This is a genomic window from Georgenia sp. Z1344 (assembly GCF_057652375.1).
Window position 1 is genome coordinate 1,611,363 of record NZ_CM172728.1, and the last position, 14,454, is coordinate 1,625,816.

General features: G+C 71.6%; 12 protein-coding genes and 2 pseudogenes. 5 read left to right on the plus strand and 9 right to left on the minus strand.

The window, feature by feature from the left end; translation table 11 throughout:
- Nucleotides 1–33 precede the first annotated feature (33 nt).
- From AC24FB_RS07230 to AC24FB_RS07265, 8 genes are all read right to left on the minus strand, one after another.
- Nucleotides 34–1,023 (minus strand): asparaginase, encoded by a 990-nt coding sequence (locus AC24FB_RS07230; RefSeq protein WP_425715670.1) that lies wholly within the window; start codon nucleotides 1,021–1,023, stop codon nucleotides 34–36.
- A 57-nt stretch (nucleotides 1,024–1,080) separates the two neighbouring features.
- Nucleotides 1,081–2,205 (minus strand): IS30 family transposase, encoded by a 1,125-nt coding sequence (locus tag AC24FB_RS07235; protein ID WP_425713196.1) that lies wholly within the window; start codon nucleotides 2,203–2,205, stop codon nucleotides 1,081–1,083.
- Nucleotides 2,206–2,298: 93 nt separating this feature from the next.
- Entirely contained in the window at nucleotides 2,299–3,516 is a 1,218-nt protein-coding gene (locus AC24FB_RS07240) for an aggregation-promoting factor C-terminal-like domain-containing protein (protein ID WP_425715900.1), read from the minus strand.
- A 373-nt stretch (nucleotides 3,517–3,889) separates the two neighbouring features.
- Nucleotides 3,890–5,971 carry a class 1b ribonucleoside-diphosphate reductase subunit alpha gene (gene nrdE, locus AC24FB_RS07245; RefSeq protein WP_487561435.1) on the minus strand — a complete coding sequence of 694 codons (2,082 nt, stop codon included), beginning with the start codon at nucleotides 5,969–5,971 and terminating at the stop codon, nucleotides 3,890–3,892.
- 59 nt (nucleotides 5,972–6,030) lie between these two features.
- Nucleotides 6,031–6,432: a class Ib ribonucleoside-diphosphate reductase assembly flavoprotein NrdI gene (gene nrdI, locus AC24FB_RS07250; protein ID WP_425715898.1), complete on the minus strand. Its 402-nt coding sequence runs from the start codon at nucleotides 6,430–6,432 to the stop codon at nucleotides 6,031–6,033.
- Between the two features lie 21 nt (nucleotides 6,433–6,453).
- Nucleotides 6,454–6,699, minus strand: a complete 246-nt coding sequence (nrdH, locus tag AC24FB_RS07255; protein ID WP_425715897.1) for a glutaredoxin-like protein NrdH — start codon at nucleotides 6,697–6,699, stop codon at nucleotides 6,454–6,456.
- Between the two features lie 653 nt (nucleotides 6,700–7,352).
- Entirely contained in the window at nucleotides 7,353–8,048 is a 696-nt protein-coding gene (locus tag AC24FB_RS07260; protein ID WP_425715896.1) for a response regulator, read from the minus strand.
- 4 nt (nucleotides 8,049–8,052) lie between these two features.
- On the minus strand, nucleotides 8,053–9,600 hold the full coding sequence (locus AC24FB_RS07265; protein ID WP_425715895.1) for a sensor histidine kinase: 1,548 nt from the start codon (nucleotides 9,598–9,600) through the stop codon (nucleotides 8,053–8,055).
- A 206-nt stretch (nucleotides 9,601–9,806) separates the two neighbouring features.
- On the opposite strand from AC24FB_RS07265, the pseudogene AC24FB_RS07270 reads away from it, so the two are divergent.
- From AC24FB_RS07270 to AC24FB_RS07290, 5 genes and pseudogenes are all read left to right on the plus strand, one after another.
- Nucleotides 9,807–10,463, plus strand: a pseudogene (locus tag AC24FB_RS07270) (ATP-binding cassette domain-containing protein); the annotation flags it as partial.
- Between the two features lie 59 nt (nucleotides 10,464–10,522).
- A complete protein-coding gene (locus tag AC24FB_RS07275; protein ID WP_425715893.1) occupies nucleotides 10,523–11,344 on the plus strand; it encodes an ABC transporter permease in 822 nt (273 codons plus the stop codon).
- A 496-nt stretch (nucleotides 11,345–11,840) separates the two neighbouring features.
- A pseudogene (locus tag AC24FB_RS07280) lies at nucleotides 11,841–12,290 on the plus strand (S-ribosylhomocysteine lyase); the annotation flags it as partial.
- A 62-nt stretch (nucleotides 12,291–12,352) separates the two neighbouring features.
- Entirely contained in the window at nucleotides 12,353–13,117 is a 765-nt protein-coding gene (mtnN, locus tag AC24FB_RS07285) for a 5'-methylthioadenosine/S-adenosylhomocysteine nucleosidase (protein ID WP_425715901.1), read from the plus strand.
- 69 nt (nucleotides 13,118–13,186) lie between these two features.
- Nucleotides 13,187–13,375: a hypothetical protein gene (locus AC24FB_RS07290; protein ID WP_425715891.1), complete on the plus strand. Its 189-nt coding sequence runs from the start codon at nucleotides 13,187–13,189 to the stop codon at nucleotides 13,373–13,375.
- 39 nt (nucleotides 13,376–13,414) lie between these two features.
- On the opposite strand, the gene AC24FB_RS07295 is transcribed toward AC24FB_RS07290, so the two are convergent.
- Nucleotides 13,415–14,452, minus strand: coding sequence for a YihY/virulence factor BrkB family protein (locus AC24FB_RS07295; protein WP_425715890.1), 1,038 nt, complete (start codon nucleotides 14,450–14,452; stop codon nucleotides 13,415–13,417).
- Nucleotides 14,453–14,454 lie beyond the last annotated feature (2 nt).

Sequence of the window (14,454 nt, forward strand, 5' to 3'; positions counted from 1 at the left end):
ACATGTCGAGAGTGCGGGTCAGCGGCCTCGGACTCAGCGGCCTCGGGCCGCGATCTCGTCGGCGATCGTCGCGGGATCGGCCCCGCCCGCGAGCAGCAGGTGCAGCAGCAGCCGGGCCTTGCGCGCGGAGAGCCGACCGGCCATGAGGGCACCCCGCGCGATGAGGTCCTGCTCGGAACCGGGGAACCCGTAGAGCCGCGTGGTCGTGCCGCCGCGCAGGGTGCGCGACGCGACGACCACCGTCACGCCGTCGTCGATCGCCGCAGACACGAGCTCGGCGGCCTCTCCCGACACGTGCCCGACGCCCGTCCCGGCGAGCACCACACCCCGCACGCCGGTGGCGAGGACGGCTCGCAGGACCGATCCGTCGTCGTCGAAGGGGGACTCGAGGAGCGGGACGGCCACGCGACCGTCGGGCGGGGCGACGAGTGCCGGAAGGCGGTCGACCGGCGTCCAGCTCGGCCAGTACCGATCCTCGACGACGACGCCGACCGGCCCCGTCCCGGGCGACTCGAACGTCTCGAGCGCGGTCGACGACACCTTCGTCACGCGGGCGGCGAGGTGGACGGTGTCGTTGAGGCAGGCCAGCACGCCGAGACCACGGGCGTCGGCGGAGGCGGCGGTGACGGCGGCGGCCAGCAGGTTCGCGGGCCCCTCGGCGCCGGCCATCGCGGCGGACCGCATGGCGCCCGTGACGACGATCGGGACGTCGTGGCCCCACAGCAGGTCGAGCAGGTAGGCGGTCTCCTCGAGGGTGTCCGTCCCGTGTGTGACGACGATGCCGTCGACGCCGGCGCGCACCCTCGCGTCCGCCCATGCGTGGACGCGGAGCACGTCGTCGAGGGTGAGCGACGCCGAGGGGACGTTCGTCAGCTGCTCGGCCGAGATCTCGGCGACGTCGGCGAGGCCTGGCGTGAGCTCGAGCAGGTCGCTCGCCGACAGCGCGGGGACCGCACCCTCGCCGGGCGTGGACGTGGACATCGCGATGGTGCCGCCCATCGCCCCGAGCGCCAGGTGCGTCATCCCCTCACCCTGCCACGACTAGTGAGGGAAGCTCCGGCCCTGAGCCGCACGGCGGTTTCAAGTGGTTGTTGCAACGAGTAGGTCGTTGAGTCGTTTCGCTGGAGTCTGCCAGCCCAGTGTCATGCGTGGTCGTGTGTTGAGCTCGCGGGCGACGGCGTCGAGGTCGCGCTGGGCGTAGGTGCGGAAGTCGGTACTCGAGCGGGGAAAGTACTGCCGCAGCAGGCCGTTGGTGTTCTCGTTCGAGCCTCGCTGCCAGGGCGAGTGCGGGTCGCAGAAGAAGACCCGGCAGTCTGTCGCCAGCGTGAAGTGGGCGTGCTTGGCCATCTCAGCGCCCTGATCCCAGGTCAGAGTCGCGGCCAGCTCGGCCGGCAGGCGGCCCATCGTCTCGATCAGCACGTCGATCACCTGCTCGGAGACCCTGCTCTCCGGTAGAGCGCCGAGCATGACGTACCGCGTGGAACGCTCGACCAGGGTGATGATCGCCGACGCGCTACGCGCACCGATGATCAGGTCACCTTCCCAGTGCCCGGGCACGGCCCGGTCTTCGACCTCGGCCGGCCGGGTGCTGATGTTCAGGCCATGGGTCCAGGCCTTGCCCGAGTGTGCCGCCCGCGCGAGGCGGGACTGGGGGCGCCGCCTGGTCCGCCCGGTACGGAGTGCGACCTGGCGTGCGATCTCGCTGCGCAGCCCGCCACGAGCTTGGTAGTAGATCGCTTGGTAGATCGTCTCGTGGGACACCCATCGCTCCGGCCGGTCGGGATACTCCTGACGAAGCCAGTGTGCGATCTGCTGCGGAGACCACCGCTGTTCGAGCTTGTCCCGCACCAGGGGCCATAGCCGGCCGCGACCCGAGGTCACCCCGCGGCGGCGATCGCCGGTCAACTTGCCGGGCCTGGGCCTGCGGGCCCGCTTGTCGGCCCTGCGCTGCGCGTTCCGGCACGAGTACGCCCACCGGTAGGCGCCACCACGACCGGCGGGATTGGCCTGCCGGCGTCCCGCCGGGGAACGCGTCCCGGGTGTGTCCAGGTGAGCGCCCCGGTAGGAGTTATTGCGAGTGACCTCGCGCCACACCGTGGTCCGGTGACGACCGATCCGCTCAGCGATCTGCGGGAACGTCAATCGCTGACCGAACAGCGCCTCGATCTTCGCCCGCTCCTCAAGTGTCAATCTCTTCCCAGCCATCCGTACACCCTCCCAAGGCGCACGTTGCAACAACCGATTGAAACCGCCCACTCTCGACGGTTCCCAACCGCAGTCTCGACGAGTGAGCGGAGCTCAGTACCAGCCGCGCGACTGGATGTGCGACCACGCGCCGCACGGGGTGCCGTACCGGCCGGCGATGTAGTCGTTGCCCCAGGCGATCTGCGTAGCCGGGTTGGTCCGCCAGTCCGCGCCGTGCGAGGCCATCTTCGAGCCCGGCAGCGCCTGCGGGATGCCGTACGCGCCGCTGTAGCTGTTGGACGCCCGCGGGTCCCACCGGGACTCGTACGTGTAGACCTGGTCGAGGCACGTCCACTGCGAACCGGTCCAGCCGCGCTCGGCGGCCATCGTGCGGCCGATCTCGCGGGGCGTGCTGGGCGCGGGCGAGGGGGCCGGCCTCGAGGCGGCCGCCGCGCGGGGCGCGGGGCGCTGAAGACCGACCGAGTCCGCCGCTCCCGCGGTCCACCGGCCCGCGAAGGCCTGGTCGGTCGAGCGGCCCCACCGGATCACCTGGTCCGCCGGGCCGGAGCTGACGGCGTTGCGCAGGTAGAAGGCCGCGCGCGACGGGCGGTGCACGCCGATCGAGTCGACGCCGTTGCCGTCCCAGTCGCCGGAGATCGCCGTGTCGCCCCTGCTGCCGAAGTGGACGACCTGGTCGGCCCAGCCGGACGTGTTGCTGTTGCGGAGGTGGAACTCGGTGCCCCGGTGGATCGCGAGGGTGTCGACGCCGTCGCCGTCCCAGTCGCCCACGAGGTAGTCGTCGCTCGCCCGCCCGTAGGACAGGGCGACGTCGGCGTGGTTCGGGCGCACGTCGTTGGACATGAGCACCTGCGAGCCGCGATGCACGGCGAGCGTGTCGATCCCGTCGCCGTCCCAGTCGCCGACGAGGTAGTCGTCGCCGGCCCGGCCGTAGCTGACGGTGTACTCGGCGACCCCCGACGTCGTCGAGTTCGTGACGTGGAAGGTGGTCCCGCGACGGATGGCGAGGGTGTCGACGCCGTCGCCGTTCCAGTCGCCCACATAGGCGACGTCGCCGACCGACCCGTACCGCACGGACCGGTCCCCGGCCGAGGTGCGGAAGTAGAACTGCGCGCCGTCGTCGCCGATCGGACCGCCGTGCATGGGGAGCGCGGTTGCGGCCCCGACGACGGGGGCGACCGCGCTGTCGGCGGCGGCGTCGATCACGGCCGCGGATGCAGCGGGGGACGCGCCTGCGGCGGGGGCTGCGAACGCCGGTGCGGCGACCGTGGCGGCCGCGGCGAGCGCGAGGACCTGGACGGGACGGGGGCTCATGATGACCTCGGTGGCTGGGGGACAGGGCCGCCCGTCCGGCGCGACGGCGCCGTCGACGTCGCGTGCCTGGGTCCGGGGGGAACCACGCGTTCGAGGTCGGGTTCGCGGGCCCGCACACCGTAATGGCCGACTTGTTACCCGGTCGATACCTCTGCGTGATCTGTGAGGAAACTCCCTCGCGGTGTTATCGACGTCGTGCACGGCCCGTCGGCCGTGGTTCCGCGCGGCTCCGCGCGCGGAACCACGCTCCCCTCCCGCGCCGACCCGCACCACCGAGCACGTGAAACGGCCCCGGTCCGCGCCTCAGGGGCGTGCGGACCGGGGCCGTGCTCGGGTGACGTGACCGCTCAGGTGAGCGGCGTCGTCGGACGGGTCAGAGCATGCAGGAGACGCAGCCCTCGACCTCGGTGCCCTCGAGGGCGAGCTGACGCAGGCGGATGTAGTAGAGCGTCTTGATGCCCTTGCGCCAGGCGTAGATCTGCGCCCGGTTGAGGTCGCGCGTGGTGACCGTGTCCTTGAAGAAGAGCGTGAGCGACAGGCCCTGGTCGACGTGCTGCGTCGCCTCGGCGTAGGTGTCGATGATCTTCTCGGGGCCGATCTCGTACGCGTCCTCGTAGAACTCGAGGTTGTCGTTCGTCATGTAGGGCGCCGGGTAGTACACGCGCCCGATCTTGCCCTCCTTGCGGATCTCGATCTTGGAGACGATCGGGTGGATCGACGACGTCGAGTTGTTGATGTAGGAGATCGACCCGGTCGGCGGCACGGCCTGGAGGTTCTGGTTGTACATGCCGTGCTCCTGGACGGAGGCCTTGAGCGCTCGCCAGTCGTCCTGGGTGGGCAGGGCGACGCCGGCGTCCGCGAACAGCTCCCGGACCCGCTGCGTGCGCGGCTCCCAGAGCTGGTCGGTGTACTTGTCGAAGTACTCCCCGCTCGCGTAGGCCGAACGCTCGAAGCCGGCGAACGTCTCGCGGCGCTCGGTGGCGATCTTGTTGGACTCCGACACGGCGTGGAACGCCACCGCGTAGAAGTACATGTTCGTGAAGTCGAGGCCCTCCTCGGACCCGTAGTGGATCCGCTCGCGCGCGAGGTAGCCGTGGAGGTTCATCTGCCCGAGGCCGATCGCGTGCGACATGTCGTTGCCACGCTCGATCGACGGCACCGAGGAGATGTTCGACTGGTCGGAGACGGCGGTGAGCGCACGGATCGCCGTGCCCACCGTCTTGCCCAGGTCCGGCGAGTCCATCGTCTTGGCGATGTTGAGCGAACCGAGGTTGCAGGAGATGTCCTTGCCGACCTCGGCGTAGGACAGGTCCTCGTTGAAGGTCGACGGGGTCGAGACCTGGAGGATCTCCGAGCACAGGTTGGACATGCTGATCCGGCCGTCGATCGGGTTGGCCCGGTTCACGGTGTCCTCGAACACGATGTACGGGTAGCCCGACTCGAACTGGATCTCCGCGAGCGTCGTGAAGAACTGGCGCGCGTTGATCTTCGTCTTGCGGATCCGGCCGTCCTCGACCATCTCGCGGTACTTCTCGCTCACCGAGATCTCGGAGAACGGCACCCCGTACACCCGCTCGACGTCGTACGGCGAGAAGAGGTACATGTCCTCGTTCGTCTTGGCCAGCTCGAACGTGATGTCGGGGATGACGACGCCGAGGGAGAGGGTCTTGATGCGGATCTTCTCGTCCGCGTTCTCCCGCTTGGTGTCGAGGAACTTGTAGATGTCCGGGTGGTGGGCGTTGAGGTAGACCGCACCTGCACCCTGGCGCGCGCCGAGCTGGTTCGCGTAGGAGAAGGAGTCCTCGAGCAGCTTCATCACGGGGATGACGCCGGAGGACTGGTTCTGGATCTTCTTGATCGGCGCGCCCGACTCACGGATGTTCGTCAGCGACAGGGCCACGCCGCCGCCGCGCTTGGACAGCTGCAGGGAGGAGTTGATGCCGCGGGCGATCGACTCCATGTTGTCCTCCACGCGCAGGAGGAAGCAGGAGACGAGCTCGCCGCGCTGGGCCTTGCCGGCGTTGAGGAAGGTCGGCGTGGCCGGCTGGAACCGGCCGGCCAGCATCTCGTCGACCATGTCCCGCGCGGCCTGCTCCTTGCCGTCGGCCAGCGTGAGCGCGACCATGACGACCCGGTCCTCGAAGCGCTCGAGGTAGCGGCTGCCGTCGAAGGTCTTGAGCGTGTACGACGTGTAGTACTTGAACGCGCCGAGGAACGTCTCGAAGCGGAACTTCTTCGCCCACGCCTGGTCCCAGAGGCTCTCGAGGAACTCGTGGCTGTACTTCGCGAGCACCTCGCCCTCGTAGTAGCCCTCGGTCACGAGGTGGTCGAGCTTCTCGCGCAGGTTGTGGAAGAAGACCGTGTTCTTGTTGACGTGCTGGAGGAAGTACTGGCGCGCCGCCTGGCGGTCGGCGTCGAACTGGATGTTGCCGTCGGCGTCGTACAGGTTGAGCATCGCGTTGAGCGCGTGGTAGTCCAGCTCCGGCGACGACAGAGCCTCCAACCCGGTGTCGGTCAGCGTGGTGGCCACAGGGCGTTCAGTCCTTCCTTGACCCGGGTCACGTCGTGCGGCGTGCCCAGGAGCTCGAATCGGTACATGTGCGGGACGCGACACTTGGCGGAGACGATCTCCCCCGCCAGTCCGTACGCCGACCCGAAGTTGAGGTTGCCCGCGGAGACGACCCCGCGGATGAGCGAGCGGTTGTGCTCGTCGTTGAGGAAGTGGATGACCTGCTTGGGCACCGCACCCTTCCCGTTGCCCCCGCCGTACGTGGGGACGACCAGGACGTACTCGTCATCGACCCGCAGGTGCGGCTCGGTGCGACGGAGCGGGATGCGGTGCGCCGGCAGGTCCAGCTTGTCGACGAACCGGTGGGTGTTGTTCGTGGCGGACGAGAAGTAGACGACGTGCGCCACGCCGACCCCCTCCCGGTCCGGTCAGGCCACCGCCGCGGCGCGCGCGGCGGCGACGGCCTTGATGCGGTCGGGGCGGAACCCCGACCAGTGGTCCCCGTCGGCCATGACCACGGGCGCCTGCTGGTAGCCGAGCGCCTGGACGGAGGCGAGCGCCTCCGCGTCCTCGGTGACGTCGACGACGTCGAACTCCAGGCCCTGCTTCGTGAGCGCGCGGTAGGTGGCATCGCACTGCACGCACGACGGCTTCGAGTAGACGGTGATGCTCATGGCGAGCCGGTCTCCTTCCGTGGGGCCTGTCCGGGACGGCGCGGACTTCCGCGCGTGAAACTACAAGCGTGTGGTTTGGACGAGGCGATCAATGACCTCGGACCATCGACACTACACCTGGGGGTCGGCCGCTGCGACGACCACTAGGTCTTGTGGTGTCGTGTCGTCCACAACTCGCTCTGTCCACAGCCCATCGTCCCCTCCTGTGCGCGTCCGACGGGTTCCTGTGGAGCGGCGGTGGACGGTCGGTACCCGCCCTCCTGCCACCTCGAGAGAGACCCGCGCCGCATGTTCCTGCGGTCTCCTCAGCCTGCCGGAGGCCACCGACATCGAGAGCCGGACCCGTGGACGAGCGGCGGACCGCCCTCCACACACCTGGGGACGACGACGAGCCACCCGCCCCTGTCCACCGCTCGGCACGTCGAAGGTGTCGGCGTGTCGGGGCTTCCTCGGCGTGTCGTCCACAGGGTGGCGATCACGCCGGCGCGTGGATCCCGGGCGTGTCGCCGGGGTCGTCGTCGCGGGGGCGCGGCGCGCGCCTCACCCGCACTCTCGACAGTCCTCAACCGCACACTCGACCACGACGACGAACCGCAATCTCGACGTGCACCAACCGCAATCTCGACGAACGCCGGTAACCAGGGGCGAGCGGCTCAGTGGGCCTCGCCGGCGTCCTGGACCATGCGGGCGACGTGGACCCGGTTGGCCACCCCGAGCTTGTTGAAGACGCGACCCACGTGGGTCTTGACCGTCGCCACCCCGAGGTAGAGCTCGGCGGCGATCTCGGCGTTGGACAGTCCGCGGGCGACGGCGCGGGCCACGTCCTGCTCGCGCTCAGTCAGCTCGGCGAACGCGGCGCGGGCCTCCTCGGCCGCGGCCTGCTCGTCGTCGACCTCCTCGGGCGCGGCCACGCGCGCCATGAGCTGCGCCGCCACGGACGGCGAGAGCGCGGGCTCCCCGCGCGCGGCGCGCCGCACGGCCGCCACGAGGTCGCCCGGCGGCGTGTCCTTGAGCAGGAAGCCCTGGGCACCGGCGCGCAGGGCGCTCACCACCATGTCGTCGGAGTCGAACGTGGTCAGCACGATCACCCGGGTCGCGGTGCCGGAGTCGGTGAGCCGCTGGGTGGCGGTCACGCCGTCCATCACGGGCATCCGCACGTCCATCAGCACGACGTCGGGGCGGTGCTCCTCGACCAGCCGCTGCGCGACGCGCCCGTCGTCGCCCTCGGCGACGATCTCGATGTCCCCGCCGTGGAGCAGCATGCGCAGGCCCGCGCGCACGAGCGGGTCGTCGTCGACGAGGACCACGCGCACCGGCGCACCGGCGGTGGGCGTTGATGGCTCGCTCATGCCCCTATCCTCCCCCGCGGCCGCGCCAGCCGCCGACGCTCTCGTCCCAGGGCAGCCACGCGCGCACGGCGAAGACCGTGCGCCCCGTACCGTCCGGCTCGACCCCGTGGTCGAGGGTGCCGCCCGCGAGGTCGGTGCGCTCGGCGAGCCCGGTCAGGCCGCTCCCCGATCCCACGATCCCCCCGAGCGACACCCCGTCGCCGCCCTCGCCCGTCGGGCGCGGGAACGGCATGGGGTTGGTGACCGACAGGGTGAGCACCTTGCCGAGGCGACCCGAGAGCTCGACGTCGACGACGGCGTCGGGGGCGTGCTTGCGGGCGTTCGTCAGCGCCTCCTGCAGGACCCGGTAGGCCGTCCGGGACACGGTCGGCGAGAGAGTGGCGAGGACGTCGTCCACGCCGGTGCCCGCCGTCAGCGCCTGGGCCGCCGGCATCCGCAGGGAGCCGATGCCGATGACGGACAGCCGCACCCGGGACCCGACCGTGCGGGCGTCGGTGATCAGACCGTCGATCGCCGCCATGGTCGGCTGCGGCGGTTCCCGGTGCCCCTTGCCGCCGTCGCCGCCGTTGTCGGCCCGCAGCACGCCGAGGACCTGGCGCAACTCGGTGAGGGCGAGCTGGGCGTTCGAGCTGATGACGCCGGCGGCCTCGCGGACCGCGTCCGGGGGCAGGTCGTCGCGGTGGCTCAGCGCCCCCGAGTGGAGGGCGACGAGCGAGATCCGGTGGGCGAGCACGTCATGCATCTCGCGCGCGATGCGGTTGCGCTCGGCCGTCCGCGCCCGCTCGGTCGACGCCTCGACCACGGCCTCAGCGCGCCGGGCCCGTTGCTGGAGCTCGGCCAGCAGCGCCCGGCGGGCGCCCACGTAGGAGCCGACCGCGAAGCAGAGGCCCACGAGCAGGAACGAGACGACGACGGAGGTGACGATGCCGGTGGTCGACGCGAGCAGCGGCGCGTCCGCCTGGTTGCCGGACACCATGACGTCGGCCTCGGGCGGCATGGCCACGAACCTGCGGGTCACCCAGTCGTAGACCATCCCGCCGACGATGACGACGAGGGTCACGACGCCGAAGAACGCGTATCGCTGCAGCCGCCTCCCGTCGCGGACCGGACGCGCCGCGTAGCTGCTGAGCGCGACGATGAGCGCCCCCACGCCGATGAAGGACAGCGTCGACGCGACGATCGTGATCGTCATGGTGACCGTGCGCGGCCAGCGCTTGCGCACGAAGAGCAGGCCGAAGCACACGATGCCCAGGACGGCGTCGAGGGCCAGCGTCACGATCGCGACGTCGTTGCCCGCCGGCAGGATGATGCCGATGAGCAGGAGCATGGCGATCCCGACCAGGACCCAGCCGCCGGCGAACACGTAGGGCAGGGCGCGCCGCCACCACCGTGCGCGGACGGTGAGGTCCTCGGTCGCCTCGTCCGCGGGGACGTCCATGGGCGCGTCGGCGGCACGCACGTCGGCCGCCGGCACGTCGGCGTCGGCAGGCGCGTCGACGTCCACGGGCGTGCCCGCGCCCACGCCGTCGCGCTCGGGCCGGGACGCAGTCATGCCGCCACAGTAGGTTCCGCGGCCGCGCGAGACGTCCGGCACGCGGATCGACCCCCTCCGCCCTCGGGCGAGCGCGGTCCACCCAGCGGTGGACCCCCTCCCTCCTCCGTCGTACGCCCTCCGGCCCACGGGACCAGCCTCGAGGCTCCGGGAAGCGACCCGTTCGGTCGATCCGCACACCCCTCCCGCCCGGCCATCCTGGATCCATGATCACCACCGAGGCACTGACCAAGCGATACGGCCCCGCCACCGCCGTCGACAACCTGTCCTTCATCGCGCGCCCCGGGCGCGTCACCGGCTTCCTCGGTCCCAACGGGTCGGGCAAGTCCACCACCATGCGGATGATCGTCGGGCTCGCGACGCCCACCAGCGGCACCGCCACCGTCCTCGGGCGTCGCTACACCGACCTGACGAACCCCGGCCGGCACGTCGGCGTCCTCCTCGACGCCTCCGCCCAGCACAACGGGCGCACCGGCCGTGAGGTGCTCACCCTCGGCGCCCTGACGATGGGCCTGCCGACCTCGCGCGTCGAGGAGGTGCTGGACACCGTCGGCCTCACGGCCAAGGAGGCGAAGCGCCGCGTCAAGGGCTACTCGCTCGGGATGCGTCAGCGGCTCGGCATCGGGTTCGCCCTCCTCGGCGACCCGGAGGTCCTCATCCTCGACGAGCCCGTCAACGGCCTCGACCCGCAGGGCATCCGCTGGATGCGCCAGCTCCTGCGCGGCCACGCCGAGCGCGGCGGCACCGTCCTGCTGTCCTCGCACCTGCTCAGCGAGGTGGCCCAGGCCGCCGACGACCTCCTCGTCATCGGCAACGGCCGCCTCCTCGCCGCCGGCGCCAAGGACGAGCTGCTCGCCACCACCGACATCGAAGAGCTCTTCTTCACCACCACCGCCCACGACGACCGTTCGGAGCGTGCCGCATGACCACCAACGTCCAGACTGCGTCCGCCGCACCTGCCGCGGCCCCCACCACCGCGACCACCGCCGTCCCCGACGCCCCCGGCATCTCGCTCGGCCGGCTCGTCCAGGTCGAGCTGCGCAAGATGGTCGACACCCGCTCCGGGTTCGGCCTGCTCGCCGCGATCCTCGTCATCGACCTCGCCGCGATGCTCATCGTCGCGCTGGCCGGCGCCACCGACGGCCTCCCGTTCGAGGGCTACCTCTCGATCCTGCTCCAGGTCCAGCTCGTGCTGCTCCCGATCGTCGGCGTGCTCGCCGCCAGTCAGGAGTGGTCGCAGCGCACGACCCTGCAGACCTTCGCCCTCGAGCCGCGGCGTTCCCGGGTGATCGTCGCCAAGATCGCGGCCGCCCTCGTGCTCGCGCTCGTCATCACCGTCATCTCGGTCGCGTTCGCCGCCGGCGGTCACGCCCTCTCGGCCGCGACCGACTCCGCCGTGACGGCCGACTGGGCCCTCGACTCGGAGATCATCGGCGGCCTCCTGCTCAACGTCGTCCTCTACACGCTCATGGGTGTGGCGTTCGGACTGCTCCTGCACGCACCGGCGATCGCGATCGTCCTGTTCTTCCTCCTGCCGATGGTGCTCAGCGCCGTCTCGGGGCTCTTCCCCGACCTGCAGGACGTGCTCCAGTGGGTCGACCCGAGCCTCGCCTGGACCCAGATGTTCATGGACGACGGGATGGACGCGACCGGATGGGCGCAGATCGCCACGTCGGCCGCCATCTGGGTAGTCGCCCCCATGGTCGGCGGCTGGTACCGCACGGTCCGCCGCGAGGCGGCCTGATCCAGGCGGTGCGTCGCCGGGGGGTTGCGCACCGCCACCCGGGCGCCTGACCGGGACGAACCGTCGGCGCCCCGCCCGGGGCCCGACCCGCGGAACGCACCCCGCGGGTCGGGCCCCGGCGCACCCGTCCATCCGGCCCGGTATCGCGGGCCGGGTGCGACGCACCCGCCGCCGGCTCTCCGCCGGCGGCACCGGTCACGCGCGGCGCGGAGTCCTGGGGGACGGCACGCCGCGCGGGTCGTCCTCGACGACCACGAGGCTCCCGCGCCGGGACGGCTACCCGGAGCGGGGGCCTCGACCCGCTCTCCCCGCACGACGCCCCACCCCGCGCACGACGGCCGCCCCGCGCGGTTTCACCGTCCCGTGCGAGATCTCCGCCCCATGCCCGACGCCGTCCCGTGTGGGATGCCCGACGCCGGGAGGCCGGTCCTCACGGGCACGGGCCTGGGATGATGACCGTGTCCCCCCTGGACGAGAGGAACGCGCAGTGCCACAGATGAACGTCGAGAGCTTCAACCTCGACCACCGCGCCGTGTCAGCGCCGTACGTCCGTGTCGCCGACGTCAAGGAGCTGCCCGGCGGCGCCGTCCTGACGAAGTACGACATCCGGTTCACCCAGCCGAACGTCGCCCACCTGGAGATGCCGGTCGTGCACTCCCTCGAGCACTCCGTGGCCGAGGCGGTCCGCGACCACGCCGACGACGTCGTCGACTTCTCCCCGATGGGCTGCCAGACCGGCTTCTACCTCCTGCGCGCCGCCGCCCCGGACCTGCCCGGCACGATGGCCGTGCTCGCCGACACCCTGCGCGCCGTCACCGAGCAGACCGAGGTCCCCGCGGCGAACGAGGTGCAGTGCGGCTGGGGCGCGAGCCACAGCCTCGAGGGCGCCCGCGAGGCCGCCGCCGCGATGCTCGCCGCGCGCGAGCAGTGGGGCCAGGTCATGGCGGAGCCCGGGACGGACGACCCCACCACGCACGCCACCACGCACGACGACGAGGGGCGCCCGTGATGTCACCCATCGACCGCCTCCTCGAGAGCCGCGCCGCCGCCCGCGAGGCCCGCGCCGCCAAGAACTCCCTCGAGACCGTCGACGCCGTCGTGCTCTGCGCGATGGGCGAGGAGCTCTCCCCGTTCCTCGAGGACGCCACCGACCCCGTCGAGCTCGACGCACCCGGTGACGCCCGCGCCCTGCGCGCGACCGTCCGCGGCCTCGACCTCGTGCTCGTGCGCACGCGGGTCGGCCTCGTCAACGCCGCCGCCGCCGCCACCTGGGCACTGCTCTCCTACGCGCCGCGCGTCGTCGTGTCCGCCGGCTCGGCCGGCGGGCTGCACACGGACGTCGAGGTCGGGGACGTCGTCGTGGCCACCGGGCTGGTCTACGGCCAGGCCGACGCCACCGCGTTCGGCTACGCGCGCGGGCAGGTCCCGGGCCAGCCGCCGGTCTTCCCCGTGGTCCCCGAGCTCGTCGAAGCGGGTGTCGCCGCCGGTCAGGACGTCGGCGTGCCCGTCCGGCCGGGACTCGTGCTCAGCGGGGACGCGTTCGTCACCGCCGTCAACGTGGACGCCTACCGGGCCGCGTTCCCGGACGCCCTGAGCACCGACATGGAGTCGACGGCGATCGCCCAGGTCGCCACCGACTCCGACGTCCCCGTCATCTCGGTCCGCGGCATCTCCGACCTGTGCGGCCCGTCGGCGGACCAGGACTTCCACCTCGAGGTCGACCACGTGGCCGGGCTCAGCGCCCGGGTCGTGCTGGGGATGCTCGCGGCCTGACGCCCTCGGGCACACCGCGCGCCCCGGGCGGTCGGCCGTACGATGAGGGCGCCGCGAACAAGGAGAGACATGCCGGACTGGACCTGGATCCTCGTCGTCGTGGGCGTCCTCGCGCTCGCGGTCGTCGTCGCACGCACCGTCCTCGCGCTCAGCCCGCGCAACGAGGCCGCCATGGCCGCCACCGCGGTGCACCAGGGCAGCTCCTCCACGTCGGACGGCGAGACCTCCGACGACGAGCCGGACGCCCAGGACTCCTGAACCCGGCGCGCGGGACCGCACGTCGGGTCGGCCGCACCGCTACCGTTCGCCCTCCGGCTCCGTCCGCGCGGCGTGCGCGACCCGGATCGCCCGCGCCTCGTCCACCTGACGCGCCTGCCGCGCCCGCACCTTCCGCGTCCTCGTCTCCTCCCGCACGGGGAGCTGGAGGTCGACCTCTGCGCTCACCCCGGCGCGCAGCTGCCGCATCCGGGCGAGCTCGGAGTCGAGCTCGGCGCCGAGCAGGAGCACGAGGTTCATCACCCACAGCCACAGAAGGAATACGACGGCGCCGGCCAGCGCCCCGTACGTGGCGTTGAACCGACCGAAGCTCGAGACGTAGACCGCGAACCCGAACGTGGCCAGCGCGGCGACGAGGATCGCGAGAGCGGCGCCCGGGCTGATCCACCGCATCCGGGTGAGGCGGGCGTTGGGCGTGGCGTAGTACAGCAGCGCGATGACGACGATCACCACGAGAACGAGGACCGGCCAGCGCACGATGCTCCACACGAGGACGGACGTGTCGCCGAGGCCCACGAGGTCACCCAGCCACTGCGCGACCGGCCGGGTGACGACGAGCAGCACGGCCGCGACGCCGACGAGCAGGATGAGCACCACCGTCAGCAGGTACATCGCGGGACGGTGCTTCCACAGCGGCCGCCCCTCCTCCGTGTCGTAGACGATGTTCATCGCCCGGCTGAAGGCGTACACGTAGTTCGACGCCGTCCACATCGAGACGAGGAGCCCGAGCACGAGTCCGAGTCCGGCTCCCCGGTTCTCGGTGACGGAGGCGACCGGCTCGCGCAGCTGGGCGACGAGGTCCGACGGGAGCGGTCCCTCGAGCATGGTGAGGATCGCGTTCGTCGTCGTCGCCCCCTGCCCGAAGAGGCCGAGGACGGACACGAGCGCGACGAGCGCCGGGAACACCGAGAGCACGGCGAAGAACGTGAGGGCCGCCGCGCGGTCGATCAGCTGGTCGTCGACGAACTCGGTGATCGTCCGACGCAGGACGTACCACCAGGCCGACGGCGTCCCGCGGGCAGGCTCCGGCACCCGGTGCGCGCCCGATCCCGTCCTCATGC